This window comes from Ruegeria sp. AD11(2025), assembly GCF_056542405.1.
This window is the reverse complement of record NZ_JBQFZU010000004.1, coordinates 169,849-189,634: the sequence shown is the minus strand read 5'-3', so window position 1 is coordinate 189,634 and position 19,786 is coordinate 169,849. Positions and strand designations below refer to the sequence as shown.

Below are 19,786 nucleotides of genomic sequence, written 5' to 3'. Positions count from 1 at the left end.
ACCTTTTGTTCTCATATTTCGGTGAGTCGGTAAAGAACTTTTTGAGAACATTTGTGAACTTACAAGAACAAAATTCCTAACCCACTGAAATCAAACGTATTGCCTGATCCTGTTTCATCAGCCACAAAAGAACGCGCGCCGCCTGGCCTCGGTCCGAGTTCAGTTGCGGGTCAGCTGAAAGCAGCGCACGGGCGTCCGTTTGGGCGACGGCCATCAATCCGGCCTGACGTTCAAGGTCCGCGATCCGGAATTTCGGCAGACCGGACTGCGCCGTGCCGATCAGATCACCCGCACCGCGCATTTGCAGGTCGGTTTCCGAGATTATGAACCCGTCTTCGGTTTCGCGCAGAACCTCAAGTCGTTTCCGCCCACCTTCGCTGAGCGGCGGTTGATACATCAGCAGACAGGTGGAATCCGCCTCGCCACGCCCTACTCGACCACGGAGCTGGTGCAGTTGCGCCAGCCCGAAAATCTCGGCCCGTTCGATCACCATGATTGAGGCATTGGGAACGTTGACCCCGACCTCGATCACGGTCGTGGCGACCAAGACCTTGGTTTGCCCCTCCTGAAACGCTTTCATTGCCGCATCTTTGTCGGCCGAGGGCATCTGGCCGTGCACAAGACCGACCGTTCCTTCGCCCAGAATCGCGCGCAAGCGTTTAAACCGTTCCTCAGCAGCCGTCAGATCTGACACCTCGGATTCATCGACCAGCGGACAGACCCAATAGCACTGGCGCCCTTCGGCAATGGCGCGGCGCAGATGGGACACGACCTCATCCATACGTTCGGTGCTGACAATGGCCGTTTTGATAGGCTTTCGCCCGGGCGGTTTTTCATCCAGCACCGAGACATCCATATCGCCGTATTGTGCCAGCGCCAGACTGCGCGGGATCGGCGTGGCCGTCATCACCAAGACATCCGCGCCCTTCCCTTTTTCCGACAACTCCATCCGCTGCCGGACACCAAACCGGTGCTGTTCATCAACGATGGCAAGGCGGAGCGCCCTGAATTCCACATCGCTTTGAAAGACGGCATGGGTGCCGACCAGAATGTGAATATCGCCGTTCTTCAATGCCGCCAGTTTGGCGCGTCTTTCAGCGCCCTTGTCGCGACCGGTGAGAATGTCCAGAACAACTCCGGCCTCCTCGGCCAAAGGCCTCAGGCCTTCCAGGTGCTGCCGGGCCAGAATCTCGGTCGGGGCCATCATGACACCCTGTCCGCCTGCTTCGACTGCAACAAGCAGCGCCATGAACGCCACCAGAGTTTTTCCCGCGCCCACGTCCCCCTGCAACAACCGGTTCATCCGCGCGTCCGCGCCCATGTCGGCAGCGATTTCATCAATCGCCCGTAATTGCGCACCGGTAGGCTTGTAAGGAAGGCTGGCCAGGACCTTCGCCTGCAACGTTCCTGTTCCGACGCTGACAATGCCCCGGACTTTCCGCTCACGTTGACGCGCCAGCGCCAGCGTCAGTTGGTGCGCAAAGAGTTCATCATAAGCCAGTCGCTCCCGTGCGGGTGCATGAGCCGCAACATCATCCGCCCCCTGTGGGTTATGCGCAGCCAAAATGGACACCGACCAGCCCGGCCAATCTTGTTTCGTTACAAGAGCCGGGTCTATCCATTCCTCCAATTCCGGCGCACGCGCCAAGGCGCTGCGCGTAGCTTTGTATGCCGTTTTTTGCGTGATCCCCTGTGTCAGATGATACACCGGTTCAAAGTCCGGAATGTCCTGAGCCTCTTCTGGTGGCAGCATGTGATCCGGGTGGACCATCTGCGCCATGCCATCGAACAGTTCCAGCTTGCCCGAAATCACACGCCGTGATCCCTCAGGCAAGACCCGCTTAAGATAGTCTCCGCGTGCATGGAAGAACACCAGCTGAAAATCGGCCTGACTGTCCTCGACATGCACCCGATACGCACCCCCCTTGTTGCGCGGCGGTCGGTGAACCCCAACCGTCACCTCAACCGTCAATGTCCTGGGCAGGTCGGCACCCTGAATGGTGTCGCGGCGTCTGCGGTCGATAACGGCGTAAGGCAGGCTGAACAAAACGTCCCGCGGCGACTCCGTACCCGCCTGCGTTAAAACCTGAGCCGTCTTCGGCCCTACACCGTCCAGCGTTTCCAAACCCGCGAACAGCGGGAATAACTGTTCAGGTCGACCGCTCATGAGGTTCCGATCAGCTGCAGCCAGCCATCCTCATCCAGCGTTTCAATCCCCAACTCAGCAGCCTTTTTCGCCTTGGACCCCGCCCCGGGTCCCGCCACCAGAATATCGGTTTTTTTGCTGACCGAGCCTGAAACCTTGGCCCCTAACGCCTCGGCGCGGGCCTTGGCTTCGGCACGGGTCATCTTTTCCAGCGTACCGGTGAATACAACAGTCTTGCCTGCGACCGGACTTCCGGTGGTGTCCGGGCGTTTGGCCTCCTGCACGTCCAGTTGTTCGACAAGCGCATCGATGCTGGCGCGTTCGGCCTCTTGCGCAAAGGCGGACACGAGGGCGCGTGCCATGACTTCACCAACACCGTCGACACTCAGCAAATCTTCCCATTCGGCCCCCTCGAAACTTGCTGCGGCGGTCACGGCGGTTTCAAAATCCGACCACGCGCCATAGTGGGTTGCGATCAGGTTCGATGCGGCCTCACCCATGTGCCGGATGCCCAAAGCAAACAGCAGCCGTCCAAACGGTATACTGCGCTTTTCATCAATCGCGCTCCACAGGTTGCTGGCGCTCTGCGCACCCCATCCCTTGCGATTGGCCAACTTGTTCAGGTTCGCAGCATCACGCGCCTGTAAGGTGAAAATATCGACCGGTGTTTTGACCGGCAAGTCAGGGTCGTCATAGAACATCTCGATCTGCTTTGCCCCCAAGCCTTCGATATCGAAAGCCTTGCGCGAAACAAAATGCTTCAGCTTTTCAACAGCCTGCGCTGGACAGATCACACCCCCGGTACAGCGCCGGACAGCATCGCCTTCCTCGCGCACAGCATCGCTGTTGCATTCGGGACAGGTCGTGGGAAAATCGAAAGGCTCAGCCCCTTCGGGGCGCTTTGAAATATCCACATCGGCCAGTTTCGGGATCACGTCACCGGCACGATAAACCTGCACCCAGTCACCGACGCGGATGTCCTTACCGTCACGGATCGTACCGCCCTTGGCATCGCGACCCGCGATATAATCCTCGTTGTGTAGCGTGGCATTCGATACGACTACGCCGCCCACAGTCACCGGATGCAGCCGGGCAACCGGGCTGAGCGCACCGGTCCGGCCCACCTGAATGTCGATCGCTTCAAGCCGGGTCCAGGCCAACTCGGCGGGAAACTTATGCGCGATCGCCCAGCGAGGCGTCGTGGACCGAAACCCAAGACGTGCCTGCAGCGACAGATCGTTCACCTTGTAAACAACACCATCGATGTCATAGCCGAGAGTAGACCGCTGAGCCTCAATATCCCGATAATGCGCCAACATCTGCCCGACGTCTTCACAAAGCCGGGTCAGCGGGTTGGTAGAAAACCCAAAAGCGCGCAACCTATCAATCGCACCCATTTGGGTGTCGGACAATGGCTCAGACAATTCGCCCCACGCATAGGCAAAGAACCGTAGCGGTCGCATGCGCGTAACCGCTGAATCCAATTGCCTCAGCGAACCCGCAGCTGCGTTTCGCGGGTTGGCAAAGGGCTTTTCACCAGCCTCTTCTTGCCGCGCGTTCAGCTTTTCGAAGTCTTCATGAGACATATAGACCTCACCACGCGCTTCAAGCACTTCTGGTGCATCAGCTATGGTTTGCGGAATGTCAGAAATCGTCCGGGCATTGGCGGTGACGTTTTCTCCGACCTCTCCATCCCCGCGGGTGGCGGCCTGAACCAGTTGCCCGTTCTCATAGCGTAATGACAGTGACAAACCGTCAATCTTAGGCTCGGCAGTGAAGGGCAAAGGCTGTGTTACTGCCAGTCCCAGGTACTTTCGGATTGAGCGGTCAAAATCCTGAACGTCTTCGTCGTCAAACGCATTGCCCAGCGACATCATGCGCACGGCGTGGGTAACTTTGGAGAACCCGTCAGCCGGTCGCGCACCCACCTGATCCGAAGGGCTGTCGGTCCGTTTCAGCTGCGGAAAACGCGTCTCGATCTCGGCGTTTCGGCGTTTGAGCGCATCGTATTCGGCATCGGAAATCTCTGGCGCGTCTTTGGCGTGATACAGTGTATTCGCCCGCGCAAGCTGTTCCGCAAGCTGCGCCAATTCCGCCCGCGCGGCGTCCTCAGTCAGATCAGATACCGGAATCAATTTGCTCATGGCCTCGCCCTGTCACGTATTCTTGGACCTCAGTGATAGGGCGAGGTCATGGTCAGGTCCAGACGTGCTGTTCAGTGAGTGAAGGAGGTCGCCCCGGACCACAGGCGACCGTGTTCAAATCAGGCGCCGACGACCATCCGAGTTTCGTCCAGGCCGTTGCTTTGCGGATCGCGCAAGACATACCCCCTGCCCCAAACGGTTTCGATATAGTTATCGCCACCGGTCGCGTTGCTGAGCTTTTTGCGCAGTTTGCAGATGAATACGTCGATAATCTTCAACTCGGGTTCATCCATGCCGCCGTATAGGTGGTTGAGGAACATTTCTTTGGTCAGCGTGGTGCCCTTGCGCAGGCTCAACAGCTCGAGCATCTGGTATTCCTTGCCGGTTAGATGAACGGCCTTGCCCTCCACTTCAACCGTTTTGGCATCCAGGTTCACAGCCACTTGTCCCGTCTGGATAATGGACTGGGAATGCCCTTTCGATCGCCGAATGATGGCGTGAATACGGGCCACTAGTTCCTCGCGATGGAAAGGCTTGGTCATATAATCATCCGCGCCGAAACCGAAACCCTTGATCTTGCTTTCAGTATCATCCGCGCCCGACAGGATCAGGATTGGCGTTTCCACCCGCGCAATACGCAACTGGCGCAGTACTTCATGTCCGTTCATGTCCGGCAGGTTCAGATCCAGCAAGATCAGATCGTAATCATAGAGCTTCGCCAGATCGATACCTTCCTCGCCGAGGTCCGTTGCATAGACGTTGAGGTTGGCGTGCGTCAGCATCAGTTCGATGCTTTTCGACGTGGTCGGATCATCCTCGACAAGAAGTATACGCATTTACTGCTCCAATTCGGGTCAATTTACCAATTTCAAATTGAGCCTGCTCAAAAATGGTTAATCTGACGTTACCGTTGAATCATTTATTCACTTTCGCCTATAGGTTGTCGATATTTTTTTAGCGCGGTGACTTTCAGAGCATCCGTACCGTGGTCCGCGACCGCAGAAACCCACGAGTTGAACTCCTCATCACTCAGCCCATATCGGTTCTTGGCGTCAGACAGGGTAATCAGCCCATAAACCACAGCCCGAACGACAATCGCCTTGCGCGAGGCCACCCATCGGGTCGTATCTTCTGGCGGCAGGTCGGCGCGCGATAAAACCGTTCCATCCGGCAGGGTTACCGACCTTGGTCCTTCTACTTTGTGCAAATACATCTTTCGGTCCTCTTCGTGCTGCGACAAAGCTGACACCAGCCTACTTAATGCAGAGTGAAACCGCCCCTTGAGAGTGTGTAGAATTTTCCTATATTCTGCCGGTCTTTCTTAACCCGCACTGGAATCGTCATGGCACTCGACACCGAGACACCGCTGAACTCGCTTGGCTTTGCCAAACCCCCGTCGGAAACTCGGGTGGTTGTTGCCATGTCGGGCGGCGTGGATAGTTCCGTTGTGGCGGCCCATCTGGCCGATCAGGGCTATGACGTGGTGGGTGTGACGCTGCAGCTCTATGATCACGGAGCAGCGCTGGCCAAAAAGGGTGCCTGCTGCGCGGGGATCGACATTCATGATGCGCGCCGCGTGGCCGAGGAACGTGGCTTTCCCCATTACGTCCTGGACTACGAGAACATCTTCAAGGACGCGGTGATTGACGAGTTTGCGGACAGCTATCTGGCCGGTGCAACACCAGTGCCGTGCATCCGTTGCAACGAACGGGTGAAGTTCAAGGACCTGCTGGAAACGGCCAAGGACCTTGAGGCCGACTGCATGGCAACCGGTCACTATATCCAGCGCAAGATGGGGCCGAATGGTCCGGAGTTGCACAGTGCCGAAGATGCAAACCGGGATCAGTCCTACTTCCTGTTTTCGACCACGCCCGAGCAGCTGGACTTCCTGCGCTTTCCGCTGGGCCATCTGCCCTCGAAAGACGCAACCCGCGAGATGGCGGCGCAATACGGGCTGGCTGTGGCCGACAAGCCCGATAGTCAGGACATCTGCTTTGTGCCCGATGGCAACTATGCCAGTGTGATCGAGAAACTGCGCCCTGGTGCTGCGGAGCCTGGTGAGATCGTGCATGCCGATGGCCGCGTACTGGCACAACACAACGGCGTCATCCATTACACAATCGGTCAGCGGCGTGGTCTGGGGATCGGCGGCCTGAGCGAGCCGCTCTACGTGGTCAAGCTGGATGTTGACAAACAGCAGGTTGTTGTCGGTCCGAAAGAGATGCTGGCTACGCGCACCATTCCGGTGCGCGAGATCAACTGGTTGGGGGATGAGCCCTTCACCTCACGCGATGAATGGCATGTGTCGGTCAAGGTCCGCTCGACCCGTCCCCCGCGCGAGGCGATCATCCGCCCCCTGTCCGACACCATGGCCGAAGTCGAACTGCTAACGCCCGAAGAAGGTGTTTCACCGGGCCAGGCCTGCGTGTTCTATGCTTCGGAAGGCAGCCGCATCTTTGGCGGCGGCTGGATCTGGCGCGGCTATTAAACCGCGTCGGTCCACGAATTACTGAGGATGTAAAGTCCGGCGCAGATCATAACGTAAGGTACCAGTCGCTCCAGTCGTCGGGCCAGAGCGCCGCTCATGAACGGCGCTTTTGATCCAAACAGTGCGACCGTGGCCAAGCTGGCTGCAGCAAGCGCTGCGCCGATCACGCCAGCAGTCCGAAAGCTGGGGGCCGAGTCGGCCAGTAGAGGCGCCAGTACCGCGAATGTGTCCATCGACAGGCTGATGAACAGCAGCGTGACCATGATCACCGATGCCCCGGTTTCCAGATTGGGATTTGTCTCGGTTTCTTTCCCGCTTTTCCTCCGGAGCAATGCCAGAATGCCGAGGCTCAGCGGGATCACCCCCAGATATCCCGCCCAGTGCGGTACTACATCCTCGACCCCCAAAGCCAGCAACAGCGCAGCACCGATCACAATCGCCTGCGCCATCAGGAACCCGAAGATCGACCGCTTTGCCCCTGAGACCAACGACAGCGCCAGCAGCGCCGCCAGATTATCCAGATTTGTCAGGATCTGTGCCATGAAGGCCGACAGCCCAAAAAGCGCAAAATCCAACATCACGCGTTCATCCGGGACAGAACCGCTTTGGCCGCCCGCAGTCCGGGCGCCTCGCCGCCGCGTCCGAGCCGCAACATCGTTGTCTCCATGGCCTCGTGCTGCGCATTCGGGTTTGCAGTCACCTTTGAAAGAGCGTCAGCGATCCTGCCCGGCTGGCAGTCATCCAGCAGGCATTCGGGAACTGTGCGGGTCTCCGACACCAGATTGACCAGTGTCACCGTGTCGAGGTTGACCATGCGCCTGGCGATCAGGGTTGTGAGCCAGTTGAGGTTATAAGCAATCACCATCGGCGTGGCCTGCGCCGCCAGTTCCAGCGAGACAGTGCCCGAAGCCGCCAACGCCAGTTCAGACGCTGCGAAAGCGGCCCGCTTCTGTGCGACAGCCTGATCAGAGGGCAGGTTGCGCGGATCTACAACCACCGGATCGCCCGGCCAGCTTTGCACGTGCTGTGCGACGGTATCGACCATATGCGCCACCGCGGGCACTACAACCCGCACGTCCGACCGGTTTTGCAGGTATTGCTGCAGCGCCTCGCCAAAGACCGGGGCCAGTCGATCAATTTCTCCCCCGCGCGAGCCCGGCAGCGCCAGAAGGATCGGCGCAGCGCCGAGATCATAGGCGGCGCGAAACTCTCGGATATCGCCTTCGGTCGCCACCGGTTCACTAGCAACCGGGTGGCCAACGAAATCACATTCCATGCCCGCGCGTTCCATATAGGGCGGTTCGAAGGGCAGCAGCGCCAGAACGTGATCGATCACCTTGGCCATCTTGTCGGCCCGACCCGGCCGCCACGCCCAGACACTGGGGGCCACGTAATGCACCGTCCGGATATCGCTCTGCGCCTTGACGATCTTGGCAACGCGCAGCGAGAAGTCAGGGCTGTCGATGGTGATCAGCACATCCGGCTGCGTGTCCAGAACCGCCTGTGCAGTTTCGGCAATCCGGCGTTTGAGATGGAAGAACTTGGGCAGAACCTCGACCAGGCCCATCACCGAAAGCTCGGCCATCGGGAAACGGCTTTCCAAACCCTGCGCCTGCATCAAGGGGCCGCCAACGCCATCGAACTGAACTTCGGGAACGAGGGTTCGAAGCCCCTCGATCAATGAACTGCCCAATCGGTCGCCCGAAGGTTCACCGGCGACCACGAACACCCGCATCAGCTGGCCCGCTCTCGCACGTAAAGAAACAGGCCAAGGCGGTTACATTCGTCGAGGACGCGATCCTGCTGCAAAACGATGACGCCACCCTTTTCGATGACGATCCCGGTCAATCCCGCGGCCACGGCTGAGGACACTGTACCCGGACCAATCGTCGGCAAATCGGCGCGGCGATCCTGATCCGGTTTCGGGGCTTTGAACAGAACCCCGCCCCCCGCATCCGGGCGTTGGGTCAAAGACTGCAACATCCAGTCTGTGCCAAAGATGCTTTCCACCGCCAATGCCTGCCCTTTGGACACGGCACAGGCCTGCCCGATATCCGCCGCACCCATGGCCCGGAGGATACCCGCAGCCCTGTCCGCATCGGCCAGATCATCCTCCGATGGTTGCGCCTCGGTCAGGCACCCAAGCTGCGGCAGCAATGCGGACGCGATCTCATGGGCCGCGCGAACGGTCAACCCGGATTCCTCGAAAATGCCGATTACGGCACGCAAGGCTCCGTCATCCCCGGACATGAGCGCCTGTTGCAGCACCGGGACCAGGGGCATCGTCGCCGCGTCGATACGTGTTGGATCAATCACCGGACGCCGCACCGCGCCTGCCAGGCAAATCTCGGTCACGCCACGCGCTTTCAGATCGGCGATAAAACTGCCCAGCCGTTCCAGCGGAAATACGATGTCCGCGGTCAGGGTGTCGGGCGTGAACCCCTCCATCGCACAGATCACCGGGCGGTCGGCCAGGTGTTTCAACACTTCGCCCGGCAGCGCGCCTGTTCCAGCAATCAGGGCCAACATCGGTCTACTTCCTCGGTGTCAGGAAAGAGCGATCAGACTCTCCGGTCACGAAATCCACGATCCGTTGCACGTATTCGCTTTCGTTGTCGGCACCCACCCGATGAGCGCGCTCCATGAACGTCCCCTCACCCGATGACAATTCGCGGAACGCAGCCCGCAGAGCCGCGATATCCTCGCGCGAAACACCGCGCCGTTTGAGACCCACCAGGTTCAGGCCGTCCAACTCACCCCGAGGGGCCTGAACCAGACCGTAGGGGATCACATCATTGGCAACCATGGTCAGCGCGCCGATGATCGCACCACGACCCACGCGCACCCATTGGTGCAGACCCGAGATGCCACCGACGATCACGTCATCTTCGATGACACAATGACCCGCCGCGCCGGCATGGTTGACCATGATCACCCGATTGCCGATCTGAACGTCATGCGCCACATGGACACCGGCCATCAGTAGACAATCGTCACCGATCCGGGTCACTCCACCGCCACCTTCAGTTCCGGTATTCACTGTCACATGCTCGCGGATACGGTTGCGCTTGCCGATCTCCAGCCGCGTATCTTCACCGCCGAATTTCAGGTCTTGCGGAATCTCTCCGATCACCGAGAAATTGAAGATCACCGTTTCATCGCCAACCGAGGTATCGCCGGTTACGACAACATGCGACTTCAACTCAACCCGATCGCCCAGCTTGACCTGCGCGCCGATATAGCAGAACGGCCCGATGATGCAGTCTTCACCAATCTGAGCGCCGTCTTCGATAATTGCGCTTGGGTGGATACCGCTCATGTTGTTTTTTCCATGTCCCAATCGACATAGGCCGAAAATTCGGCCTCTGCTGCGATCTCGCCTTCAACGGTAGCTTTGCCGCTGAACTTGAAGATCTTGCCGCCTTTTTTGCCGCGCACGGTTTCAACATGCATCTCAAGCACGTCACCCGGGATCACTTTGCGGCGGAACTTACACTTGTCGATATTCATGAAATAGATCAGCAGCTCGCTGTCGATTACATCCATACCCACGCCCAGCATCACGCCTGCGGTTTGCGCCATCGCCTCGACAATGGTCACGCCCGGCATGATCGGAGTGCCGGGGAAATGGCCCTGAAAATGCGGCTCGTTCATGGTGACATTCTTGATGCCAACGGCCGACTGATAGCCCGAGATATCAACCACCTTGTCGACCAGCAGAAACGGATAGCGATGCGGCAAGATCCGTTGGATCAGCTGAATGTCGGCGCTTTTGGTTTCCGTGCTCATAATGTCGTCGTCCCGTTCTGGATTTCTGTTTGCGGCGTGGTAGCAATACAGCGCCGCAAGGGCAAGCAAACCTATTCGCTGGCCTCGTTTTCGATAGTGCTGCCGTCGCCTATCACCGTGTCGATCCGCGTAATGGCCGCATCGGTGATGTCAGTGCGGTCCGAGCTGAGAAAGACACTGGACCGTTCAATGATGATCGACGCGCCAGATTCTCGCAGCAGATCAATCAAAACCGGTTGCACCAACTCAAAGAACCTTTGCCGGGCTTCTTCGCTACGGCGTGCCAATGCGTCCAGCTTGGCGCGTTGCCCTTCCCGGTGAGACTGAACCTTTTCGTCAAATGCATCAGCCAACGGGCGGAATTCATCCGCGGTCATGGTCGCGCGCTGTTCGGTCAACAGCCTTTCTTCCCGGCTCAGCTCGGCCACGATCCGCTCGTTTTCTTCTCCCAGCAGGATACCTTCGGTCTCGATCTCGCGCAGGATTCGCTGCCCAAAGGCCGAGTCGGAAAACAACCGTTCGCTGGACAGAGTCACAACGCTGCTTTGCGGCACCCCCAGTTGCTGCGCCACGACCGGGGCTGCAAAGGCAATAGTTAGAAAAACACACAGGGCCCGAAAAGGGCCCTGCGGTTTCATGAATACATGTTTCAACATTGAGGATCAGAACCGGGCCTGAACAGTCAGGTCAAAGTTCTGCTCTTTGTCGAAGTCCTCTTTCTTCAACGCTTTCGAGAAGTTAAAGCGCAGCGGACCGAAGGGCGTTTCCCACAGAACCGACACACCGATCACGTGACGGATCGAGCCATCTTCGCCAACGATGTCCGCGCCTGCAGTGTTCACGTCATTGAGGTTGTAGAGGTTACCGAAGTCATAGAACACACCACCCCGTAGACCCAGTTCCTCGGGCAGACCCAGCGGGAAGTCTGATTCCAGACGCGCAACCCAGTAGTAGTTGCCCCCGATCGCATCATCCTGTCCGTTAGATAGATCGCGCGGACCGATACCTGCGGGCTCGAAGCCGCGGAAGATGCTGGGTCCCAGAACAAAGCGGTCGAGGGTCCGGCTAAAGTCATCGCCGCGCCAGTGCAGCGCACCTACTTCGACGGATGCGCGCAAAACGACTTCCTCGTTCCAGACACGGGTCTGAGCGATGCCGCGGGCGGTGGTTTTGTAGAACTCATTGTCACCACCCAGCCCGGCCGCATCGACACCGGCTTCGAACAGCACGCCTGCATTCGGGTTCAGGCCGCCGAGGCGGCTGTCATATACATAGGACAATCCCAAAGAACTGGTCGTGCGCTCACCCTGATCGATTTCCGAGGAAATGACCGCGCCGTTGACCTCATCATCCTGCTGAGTCATCTCGCTGTTTTCCCAGCCATAACGCAACCGAAGCGCGGACAACTCACCAATGGCGTAGCTCAGCTGAGGCCGGAAGAACAACGTTTCAGTGTCATAGCTGGCAAAGCTCGAGTTGGTCGTCGAAAGGCCTAGCCCCACATCGAAGCGCAGTTTGCGCCCTAATAGATAGGGTTCGGTGAAGTCCAGCGTGTATTGCTCCGAATCCTGTGCAGTCGACAGGGTCAGACCAACCGTTTGTCCACGTCCCAGAAAGTTGGTTTCTCGCAGTCCGATCGCGACCCCGAAACCATCGGAAACCGAGTAGCTACCACCCAGGCTCAGAGAGCCGGTCGGTTGCTCTTCTACGTCAACGTCCACAATCACCTGGCTGGGCGAAGACCCTTCACGCGGCTCCACATCTGCAACCGCAAAGAAACCCAGCGCGCGAATACGCTCGGCAGCTTGGCGGATTTCACGCGGGTTGAAGGGGTCGCCCTCAACCGTATCGAACTGACGACGGATCACACGGTCCAGCGTTGTGGTGTTGCCCTCGATGTCGATCCGTTCAACGAAAATGCGCGGTCCGCGGGTCAGTACGAACTGAACATCCAGCGTCAGATCCCGCGCGTTGCGGGTCACGCGGGGTTCGACCCGCAGGAAATCTACACCCTGCTTAATCCCCAGACGCTCCATCCGGGCGATCGAGTTTTCAACCAGAGACGGAGTATATGTCACACCCGGTTTGATCTTGAGCGCAGCCTGGTACGGAGCGGGGTCCACACCCGGGATCTCGCTGACCGTGCTGATTTGTCCAAACGAGAATTTCTGCCCTTCCGTGATGTTCATCACCAGGAAAAAGGCGTCCCGTTCACGGGTGAACTCAACATTCGCGCTGTTGATGCGGAAATCCACATAGCCGCGGGACAGGTAGAAATCCCGAATGACCTGTTTATCAAACTCGATCCGGTCGGCGATGAAAGTATCACCGCTGAGGAATGTCCGCAGAATGTTGGCCTGCTTGGTTTCCAGAACCCGGCGCAGACGACGATCGGAATAGGCGCGGTTGCCGACAAAACTGACGCGCTCAACTTCGATCGTGGTACCTTCGGCGACTTCGAAAACCAGATCGACCCGGTTGTCGCTGCGGCGGATGATGCGCGGAATGACCGTGGCGGATACACGCCCCTGCGACGAGTAGATCTCGGCGATCAGATCCGCATCGGTTTCCGCGACCTGAGGCGTGAAGACCCGCCGGGACTGCGAGGTGATCGCTTCTAGCAGCACTTCATCCTTGACGCGCTGGTTGCCCTCGATGCTGATCTGGTTGATCGTCGGATATTCCTCGACTTCAATCAGCAGCGTACTGCCGCGCGGGGTTAGTTCGACTGTCTCAAAAACACCACTGTCAAGCAAACGCTGATAGGCATCGTTCAGCTCGCCGGCAGTTACGGACTGCCCCGGTTCGATGCCTGTGCGCGCGATAATCGTCGACGTTTCGATGCGCCGGTTACCTTCGACATCGAATGAATTGATGACAAAGTTTTGCGCCCACGCAACCTGCGGAAATGGCACAAAACCTATCAATGCCAGAAGGAAAATATACGTTAGTGACCGCCACAAAATCTTGTTTTCCGGCTTCTGCCCCCCGCAGGATGTGCCCGCGCCTCGCCTATCAGTCATTTTTTTCACTACCCAATATTTTTGGACTTTAATGCTGAGTAGCGAGAATATTTATCCTTGTCAAAAGACCAAAAAACAAAGCGGCCGAAAGGGCCGCCTCAAGTGGTTTTCACGACTGGTGCTGAGAATCACATCGTTATCAGGTAAGCCCAGCCGCCCATCGCAACAGCGGTCGCGCCGAAAAACAGCAGCATGTCCCAGTTCAACACGAACAGGTATCCAACACTTTCGGCTGATTTACGCAGAGCCTTTGACATTACAACCTCTGACACATTTACCTTTCGCAGCAGAACTTACGCCCGAAATGGGGCGGAATTGCGGCATCTTCATGCAACGCGCGCCACAATCAGCAGAACAAATCGTTCGTCACTGAAAAGACCATCAACCCAAGGATCAGTGACACGCCGACCCCCATCAGAACCCGTAGCACGGCGTCGCTGGGTGGTTTACCCGCCACGGCCTCATAGGCGTAGAAAATCAGATGGCCACCATCCAACGCTGGAATGGGGAACAGGTTCAGCAATCCAACGGCAGTCGAAAGAACCGCAATAAAGAATATGAAGTTCTGCGCACCCTGACTGGCCATTGCGCCCGAGGTTTCGGCAATACCGATGGGACCGGACATGTTACAAGTACTGATCGCCCCGGTGATCATGTGCCAGACGCCCGACAACGATCCGTCGATGATGCGCCAAGTCTGCCGCACGCCACCGGACAGGGAGGCTACCAGGCCCGCTGGTTCGGTCGCCGGTTCCAGGGCCATCCCACCAACAATCCCGATGCGCCAATGGGTCACAAATCCACCTTCGGGCTTTGGCTCATCGGTGCGGCGTGGGGCCAGCGCGAACTCAAGTTCGGCCCCGTCGCGCCAGACATCCAGCAGTAGAACCTTACCGTCCGAGCCTTCCACATGCTCCTTGAGCTGTTCGAAGGCGAAAACCGGTTCTCCGTTGATCGCCGTGATCACATCGCCGGATTTAAGGTCGATATCCATAGCTGCGCTGCGCGGGGCAACCTGCTGGATCAGCGGCGGGAACAGCCAGGGGCCGGACACATCCATCGTTTGCCCGTCGCGGATCACTGTGTAATCCAGCTCGGGCTCAACCGGCAAAGCGTCGGTGAAATCGGACCAGGCCCCCTGCTGATCGAAATTAGGCACAGGAACGCCCGCGACGGCAACGATCTCATCCCCGTCCCGCAGCTGCTGTTCCGTACCCGGCAGAGAATACAGCTTGCCAACGGTCAAGGGTTCGCGGGTCACGCCCTGAGAAAAGAATATCAAGCCGAACACCAGAATGGACATCACAAAGTTGAACGCAGGACCCGCTGCAACCGTGGCCGCACGCGCCCACAATGGCGCGCCATGCATAGTGCGGCGCAACTCTTCGGGGCTTTGCTCGATGATTTCCATCATCGCCTGTTCGTCCTTGCCAGACGCGGCGTTGGCATCGCCCAGAAACTTGACATAACCGCCAAATGGCAGCGCGGCGATCTGCCATCGGGTGCCGCGTTTGTCGACGCGGCTCCACAGCACCGGACCAAACCCGATCGAGAACACCTCGGCATGGATGCCGGACCACCGCCCCACTATATAATGGCCGTATTCATGCACCGCGACGATGACGGACAGCGCAATCACAAAGGCGAAGATGGTATACAGCAGGTTGCCGAATTGAGGGATCAGAGAGATTAGGTCCAAGTTTTTATCCTGCAGACTGGATGGCGGCCTCGTCGGCCCACTTACGTGCCAAATGGTTCGTTTGCAGCACGTTATCAAGGTCTAATTGGGCATCAAGAAGGCCGTCTGACGCCTCAAACCTGTTCAGAACCGCCTCGACAATATCAGCCATTTCAAGAAAGCCGACACGACGCGCGATAAAGTGATCCAAGGCGCGCTCTTTGGCGGCGTTGAAAACGGCGCCGGACAGGCCGCCCCGCTGCATCACATTGCGGGCCAGACGCAAGGCCGGATAACGTGCCTCGTTCGGCTCCTGAAACCGCAATTGACCCAGTTTGGCAAGGTTAAGGCGTTCAACCGGCAGATCGCGTCGGTCCGGCCAGTGCAACGCGTACCCAATCGCGTGCCGCATGTCAGGCGCGCCCATATGGGCCATGACAGCCCCGTCATTAAATCCGACCAGCGAGTGCACGATGGATTCAGGATGAACAAGCACTTCGATCTGATCCGGCGAGACGCCGAAGAACTCTTTGGTTTCAATCAGCTCCAACGCTTTATTGAACATCGATGCACTGTCGATGGTGATCCGCTGTCCCATGTTCCAGTTCGGATGGTTCGAGGCCTGTTCAACCGTAGCGCTGGCCAGATCGCTCAGCGGCCAATCGCGGAAGGCACCCCCACTGGCGGTGATGATGATCCGCTCTACAGCGTCCATATCTTCGCCGACCAGAGCCTGGAACACCGCCGAATGTTCACTGTCTACCGGCAGGAGGCGCGCATTGTGATCCCGCGCTGTTTCCAGTACCAGCGCCCCGGCGCAAACCAGTGTTTCCTTGTTGGCAAGTGCCAGCGTCGCGCCCTGTTTCAGCGCCTCAAGCCCCGGCGGCAACCCAGCGGCTCCGACAATAGCGGACATAACCCAATCGGCTGGCCGCGCCGCAGCCTCGGTCAAGGCCGCCTGCCCCGCCGCGGCCTCGACACCGCTTCCGGACAGTGCGACACGCAAATCCTCAAGCCGATCTTCATGCGCGGTCACGGCCACGTCGGCCTTCAGGCGACGTGCATCTTCGGCCAGTTTTTCGATATTCGTCCCGCCGGTCAGCGCCACAACGTCATAGGCCGACGGATCCCGGTCGATCAGATCAATGGTGTTCTGCCCGATCGAGCCGGTTGCACCAAAAATCGAAACTTTGCGCATTACATGCCCCCGGGGGAATAGATCAGGCCCGCGATCAGAACAAACAGGGCCGCGCCCATCATGCCGTCGAACCGATCCAGAAAGCCGCCGTGGCCCGGGATCAGGTTTGAGCTGTCTTTAACCCCAAACTTCCGCTTGGTTGCACTTTCGACGATGTCCCCGGCCTGACTGGCCATCGAGGCAAGCACCGAGATCGCCACGAACATGATACCGAAGCCAGCATGGATCGCGAAAATTGTGCCAACAATGGCCGCCGCAGCCCATCCGCCAGCGGTCCCCGACCATGTCTTCTTGGGGCTGACCTTGGGCCAGAATTTCGGGCCACCTAATGTTTTGCCAACAAAATACCCGGCCACATCCGTTGCGACCACCACCGAGATTAGCCACACCATCCAGCCAAACCCCATGTTCTCGCGGATCGAGATGAAGCCTAGCCCAGCCGCTGCAATCCAGATCGCAAACAGCGCATAGGTCGTTTTGGATCGGCTGATCTGCCCGGCCCCAACAAGGGCCGGAGCAATCAAGATCGGCAATTTGTAAAGCGGCGGCAGATGATAGCTGAGCAGAACTGCAACCCCGGTCAGAATACCAAGCTGCAAGGCCGCCCCGGTTTTGTCCGGGTCAATCATCCGCACCAGTTCCCAAATCATAAGACCACAGGCTATCGCGATGAAGGTTTCGAACCATAGCCCGCCCAGCCAGACCTCGACCGAGCCTACAAGGACCAGCACAACAGCCGATAGAACCCGGGCGGTCAGGTCAGACCATCGGCCGTCACTCATGCCGGAACTGCCCCGAAACGACGTTCACGGGAACCGAAATTACGGCACAAGTGCTCTAACTCAGCCGCAGTGAAATCTGGCCACAGGGTGTCAATGAATTCATATTCGGAATAGGCCGACTGCCAGAGCAGAAAGTTTGAAATCCGCGCCTCTCCGCTGGTTCGGATGACCAGGTCCGGATCAGGAAGAACGTGCGTATCCAGATACTTGGGCAGCGTTTCCTCATCCACATTTTCTGGGAGAAGACGCCCTTCGGCCACGTCCCGCGCCAGACGTTTGGTGGCGCGCGCTACCTCATCCCGCCCGCCGTAATTCAGGGCAACAGTAAGATGAACCAGGTCGTTTTCTTTGGTTTCCTCTTCCAGCGTATCCATCAACTCGGTCAGCTTCTTATCGAGCCGCACCCGGTCCCCGATAAAGCGTACCCGAATCCCGTTTTTTTTCAGGGTTCGGGTTTCCTTGATGATATAGCGCCGAAAAAGGCTCATTAGCCCAGCGACCTCCGCCTGCGTGCGCTTCCAGTTCTCTGTCGAAAAGGCAAAAACTGTCAGGTATTTGATCCCAAGCCCCGGGCAGGCCTCGACCACTTCGCGTACACGTCGCGCCCCGGCGTGGTGGCCGAACAGCCTCGGCCGACCACGCGCCTGCGCCCAGCGACCGTTTCCGTCCATGATAATAGCGACATGGCGCGGCCCGTTCGCTGGCTCAGTATGTGGGGCGTTGAGCATATCCCGGTCTCAGACCTGCATGATCTCTGCCTGCTTGGTCTCAAGCGCGGCATCTACAGATTTGATCATCTCGTCAGTCAGATCCTGAACTTCAGTTTCCCAAAACTTCTGATCGTCCTCGGACATGCCGTCTGCCTTGGCCTTCTTGACCTGATCCATTCCGTCACGGCGAACGTTGCGGATCGAAACCCGCGCGTGCTCGGCGTATTGGCCGGCGACCTTACCCAGCTCGCGGCGACGCTCTTCGTTCAGCTCCGGAATCGGCAGCATGATGATAGTTCCGTTCAGCTGAGGGTTGATTCCCAGTCCGCTTTCACGAATGGCCTTTTCGACTTTGCCGACCAAACCCTTGTCCCAGACATTGACCGTAACCATACGCGGCTCGGGCACGTTGACCGTTCCAACCTGATTGATCGGTGTCATCGAGCCATAAGCATCGACCATAACCGGTTCCAGCATAGAGGCTGACGCCCGACCAGTCCGAAGCGAGGCAAATTCGGTTCTGAGGTTGGACATGGCGCCTTCCATGCGCCGTTTCAGATCATCAGTATCCAGTTCGAAATCATCAGACATGCTGCTCACTCCCCCGTCTTCAGGTGCTGTTTGCATGGCTCATAAGCCATCGCAGTTGGGATGTATAGCAATGATGATGCGGAATTGCGCCAATGACCAGAGGTGTTTCCGGCATTTTCTGGGAGTTTCAATGACACCCGGACCGATCTGCGCTCAGGGCAACCGGTCCGGGTGCAAGCCCTGTCGATCAGGCGTTTACGTCGACAACGACGCGACCCTGAACCTGACCTTTCAGGATATCGGCTCCCAATTGCGGAAGATCACTTAGGGTTGCAGGGTGAACCATCGCTTCCAGCTTGTCCATGGGTAGGTCCGTTGCGATGCGCTGCCAGGCGCGTACGCGGTTTTCATAAGGCTGCATCACGCTGTCGATGCCCAATAGATTGACCCCGCGCAGCAGGAACGGAATCACCGTTGCAGGCAGAGCCGCACCTCCGGCCAGACCCACGGCCGCAACCGACGCGCCGTATTTCATTTGTCCCAGCACACGCGCCAGCATCTCGCCACCAACCGCATCGACGCAACCGGCCCAGGTTTCGCTTTCCAGCGGGCGTTTGGTGGTCTCGTTCAATTCCTCACGCGGCACGATGGTGCTGGCCCCCAGAGACTTCAGGTAGTCACCCGTTTCAGGGCGCCCGGTGACGGCCGCAACCTCATAACCCAGATTGGCCAGAATGGCAGTTGCCACCGAGCCCACGCCACCCGCTGCCCCAGTCACCAGAACAGGACCGTGGTCGGTTGTCATGCCGTGATCTTCCAGCGCCATGACCGCCAGCATCGCCGTAAAACCGGCCGTGCCCACGGCCATCGCCTGCCGCGCATCCAACCCTTCAGGCAAAGGAACCAGCCAATCGGCCCGGGCATTCGCCTTTTGCGAATAGCCACCCCAATGAGCCTCACCCACGCGCCAGCCGGTCAGAACCACCTTGTCTCCGGGCTTATAGCGATCGTCCGAGGACGCCTCGACCGTGCCGGCATAATCTATCCCCGGCACGTGCGGGTAAGAGCGCACCAAGCCGCCACCCTTGGCGGACGTGCACAATCCATCCTTGTAATTCACCGTCGAGTACTCGACAGCCACCGTGACCTCACCCTTAGGCAGATCCTCAAGCGAAAGCTGTTTCACCGACGGGCTGGCCAGTCCGCTTTCTTCATCCTTCTCCATGACCAATGCGTTGAACATCTTATTTCCTTTCGTTTTTTCATGGCCAGATCGCAATCTTCACCTGGCTAAAAA

At 58.3% G+C, this 19,786-nt stretch carries 19 protein-coding genes; 1 reads left to right on the top strand and 18 read right to left on the bottom strand.

What is annotated here, in order from left to right:
• Window positions 1-76: 76 nt before the first annotated feature.
• From recG to sciP, 4 genes are all read right to left on the bottom strand, one after another.
• The gene (recG, locus tag ACR1XY_RS06065; protein ID WP_480590912.1) at window positions 77-2,167 is read right to left on the bottom strand and encodes an ATP-dependent DNA helicase RecG; all 2,091 of its coding nucleotides are present in this window, start codon (window positions 2,165-2,167) and stop codon (window positions 77-79) included.
• Window positions 2,164-4,290, bottom strand: coding sequence for an NAD-dependent DNA ligase LigA (gene ligA / locus ACR1XY_RS06060; protein ID WP_480590910.1), 2,127 nt, complete (start codon window positions 4,288-4,290; stop codon window positions 2,164-2,166). Before ligA ends, recG begins: the two co-directional genes overlap by 4 nt.
• A gap of 119 nt (window positions 4,291-4,409) precedes the next feature.
• The gene (gene ctrA / locus ACR1XY_RS06055) at window positions 4,410-5,126 is read right to left on the bottom strand and encodes a response regulator transcription factor CtrA (protein WP_480590909.1); all 717 of its coding nucleotides are present in this window, start codon (window positions 5,124-5,126) and stop codon (window positions 4,410-4,412) included.
• A gap of 83 nt (window positions 5,127-5,209) precedes the next feature.
• On the bottom strand, window positions 5,210-5,503 hold the full coding sequence (gene sciP / locus ACR1XY_RS06050) for a CtrA inhibitor SciP (RefSeq protein ID WP_480590907.1): 294 nt from the start codon (window positions 5,501-5,503) through the stop codon (window positions 5,210-5,212).
• A 129-nt stretch (window positions 5,504-5,632) separates the two neighbouring features.
• On the opposite strand from sciP, the gene mnmA reads away from it, so the two are divergent.
• The gene (mnmA, locus tag ACR1XY_RS06045) at window positions 5,633-6,778 is read left to right on the top strand and encodes a tRNA 2-thiouridine(34) synthase MnmA (protein WP_480590905.1); all 1,146 of its coding nucleotides are present in this window, start codon (window positions 5,633-5,635) and stop codon (window positions 6,776-6,778) included.
• Here mnmA and ACR1XY_RS06040 read toward each other — a convergent pair.
• The 14 genes from ACR1XY_RS06040 to acuI all read right to left on the bottom strand — a co-directional run bounded on the left by ACR1XY_RS06040 (window position 6,775) and on the right by acuI (window position 19,732).
• On the bottom strand, window positions 6,775-7,356 hold the full coding sequence (locus tag ACR1XY_RS06040) for a cadmium resistance transporter (protein ID WP_480591091.1): 582 nt from the start codon (window positions 7,354-7,356) through the stop codon (window positions 6,775-6,777). The two genes, mnmA and ACR1XY_RS06040, sit on opposite strands and share 4 nt — an antisense overlap.
• Entirely contained in the window at window positions 7,356-8,513 is a 1,158-nt protein-coding gene (lpxB, locus tag ACR1XY_RS06035) for a lipid-A-disaccharide synthase (protein ID WP_480590903.1), read from the bottom strand. Before lpxB ends, ACR1XY_RS06040 begins: the two co-directional genes overlap by 1 nt.
• Window positions 8,513-9,307 carry an LpxI family protein gene (locus ACR1XY_RS06030; RefSeq protein WP_480590901.1) on the bottom strand — a complete coding sequence of 265 codons (795 nt, stop codon included), beginning with the start codon at window positions 9,305-9,307 and terminating at the stop codon, window positions 8,513-8,515. The genes lpxB and ACR1XY_RS06030 overlap by 1 nt, the downstream gene beginning before the upstream one ends.
• Before the next feature lie 4 nt (window positions 9,308-9,311).
• Window positions 9,312-10,097: an acyl-ACP--UDP-N-acetylglucosamine O-acyltransferase gene (gene lpxA, locus ACR1XY_RS06025; RefSeq protein WP_480590899.1), complete on the bottom strand. Its 786-nt coding sequence runs from the start codon at window positions 10,095-10,097 to the stop codon at window positions 9,312-9,314.
• Window positions 10,094-10,567: a 3-hydroxyacyl-ACP dehydratase FabZ gene (gene fabZ / locus ACR1XY_RS06020; protein ID WP_170398715.1), complete on the bottom strand. Its 474-nt coding sequence runs from the start codon at window positions 10,565-10,567 to the stop codon at window positions 10,094-10,096. Before fabZ ends, lpxA begins: the two co-directional genes overlap by 4 nt.
• Window positions 10,568-10,638: 71 nt before the next feature.
• Complete coding sequence (locus ACR1XY_RS06015; protein WP_480590897.1) at window positions 10,639-11,205, bottom strand: OmpH/Skp family outer membrane protein; 567 nt, start codon at window positions 11,203-11,205, stop codon at window positions 10,639-10,641.
• A gap of 24 nt (window positions 11,206-11,229) precedes the next feature.
• On the bottom strand, window positions 11,230-13,590 hold the full coding sequence (bamA, locus tag ACR1XY_RS06010; protein WP_480590895.1) for an outer membrane protein assembly factor BamA: 2,361 nt from the start codon (window positions 13,588-13,590) through the stop codon (window positions 11,230-11,232).
• Between the two features lie 128 nt (window positions 13,591-13,718).
• Window positions 13,719-13,847, bottom strand: a complete 129-nt coding sequence (locus ACR1XY_RS06005; protein WP_480590893.1) for a hypothetical protein — start codon at window positions 13,845-13,847, stop codon at window positions 13,719-13,721.
• Window positions 13,848-13,936: 89 nt separating this feature from the next.
• On the bottom strand, window positions 13,937-15,289 hold the full coding sequence (rseP, locus tag ACR1XY_RS06000) for an RIP metalloprotease RseP (protein WP_480590891.1): 1,353 nt from the start codon (window positions 15,287-15,289) through the stop codon (window positions 13,937-13,939).
• Between the two features lie 4 nt (window positions 15,290-15,293).
• Complete coding sequence (gene dxr, locus ACR1XY_RS05995; RefSeq protein WP_480590889.1) at window positions 15,294-16,466, bottom strand: 1-deoxy-D-xylulose-5-phosphate reductoisomerase; 1,173 nt, start codon at window positions 16,464-16,466, stop codon at window positions 15,294-15,296.
• Complete coding sequence (locus ACR1XY_RS05990) at window positions 16,466-17,248, bottom strand: phosphatidate cytidylyltransferase (protein ID WP_480590887.1); 783 nt, start codon at window positions 17,246-17,248, stop codon at window positions 16,466-16,468. Before ACR1XY_RS05990 ends, dxr begins: the two co-directional genes overlap by 1 nt.
• The gene (locus ACR1XY_RS05985) at window positions 17,245-17,976 is read right to left on the bottom strand and encodes an isoprenyl transferase (RefSeq protein ID WP_480590885.1); all 732 of its coding nucleotides are present in this window, start codon (window positions 17,974-17,976) and stop codon (window positions 17,245-17,247) included. Before ACR1XY_RS05985 ends, ACR1XY_RS05990 begins: the two co-directional genes overlap by 4 nt.
• 9 nt (window positions 17,977-17,985) lie before the next feature.
• Window positions 17,986-18,549 (bottom strand): ribosome recycling factor, encoded by a 564-nt coding sequence (gene frr, locus ACR1XY_RS05980; protein ID WP_480590883.1) that lies wholly within the window; start codon window positions 18,547-18,549, stop codon window positions 17,986-17,988.
• Between the two features lie 187 nt (window positions 18,550-18,736).
• Entirely contained in the window at window positions 18,737-19,732 is a 996-nt protein-coding gene (acuI, locus tag ACR1XY_RS05975; protein ID WP_480590881.1) for an acryloyl-CoA reductase, read from the bottom strand.
• Between the last annotated feature and the right edge of the window lie 54 nt (window positions 19,733-19,786).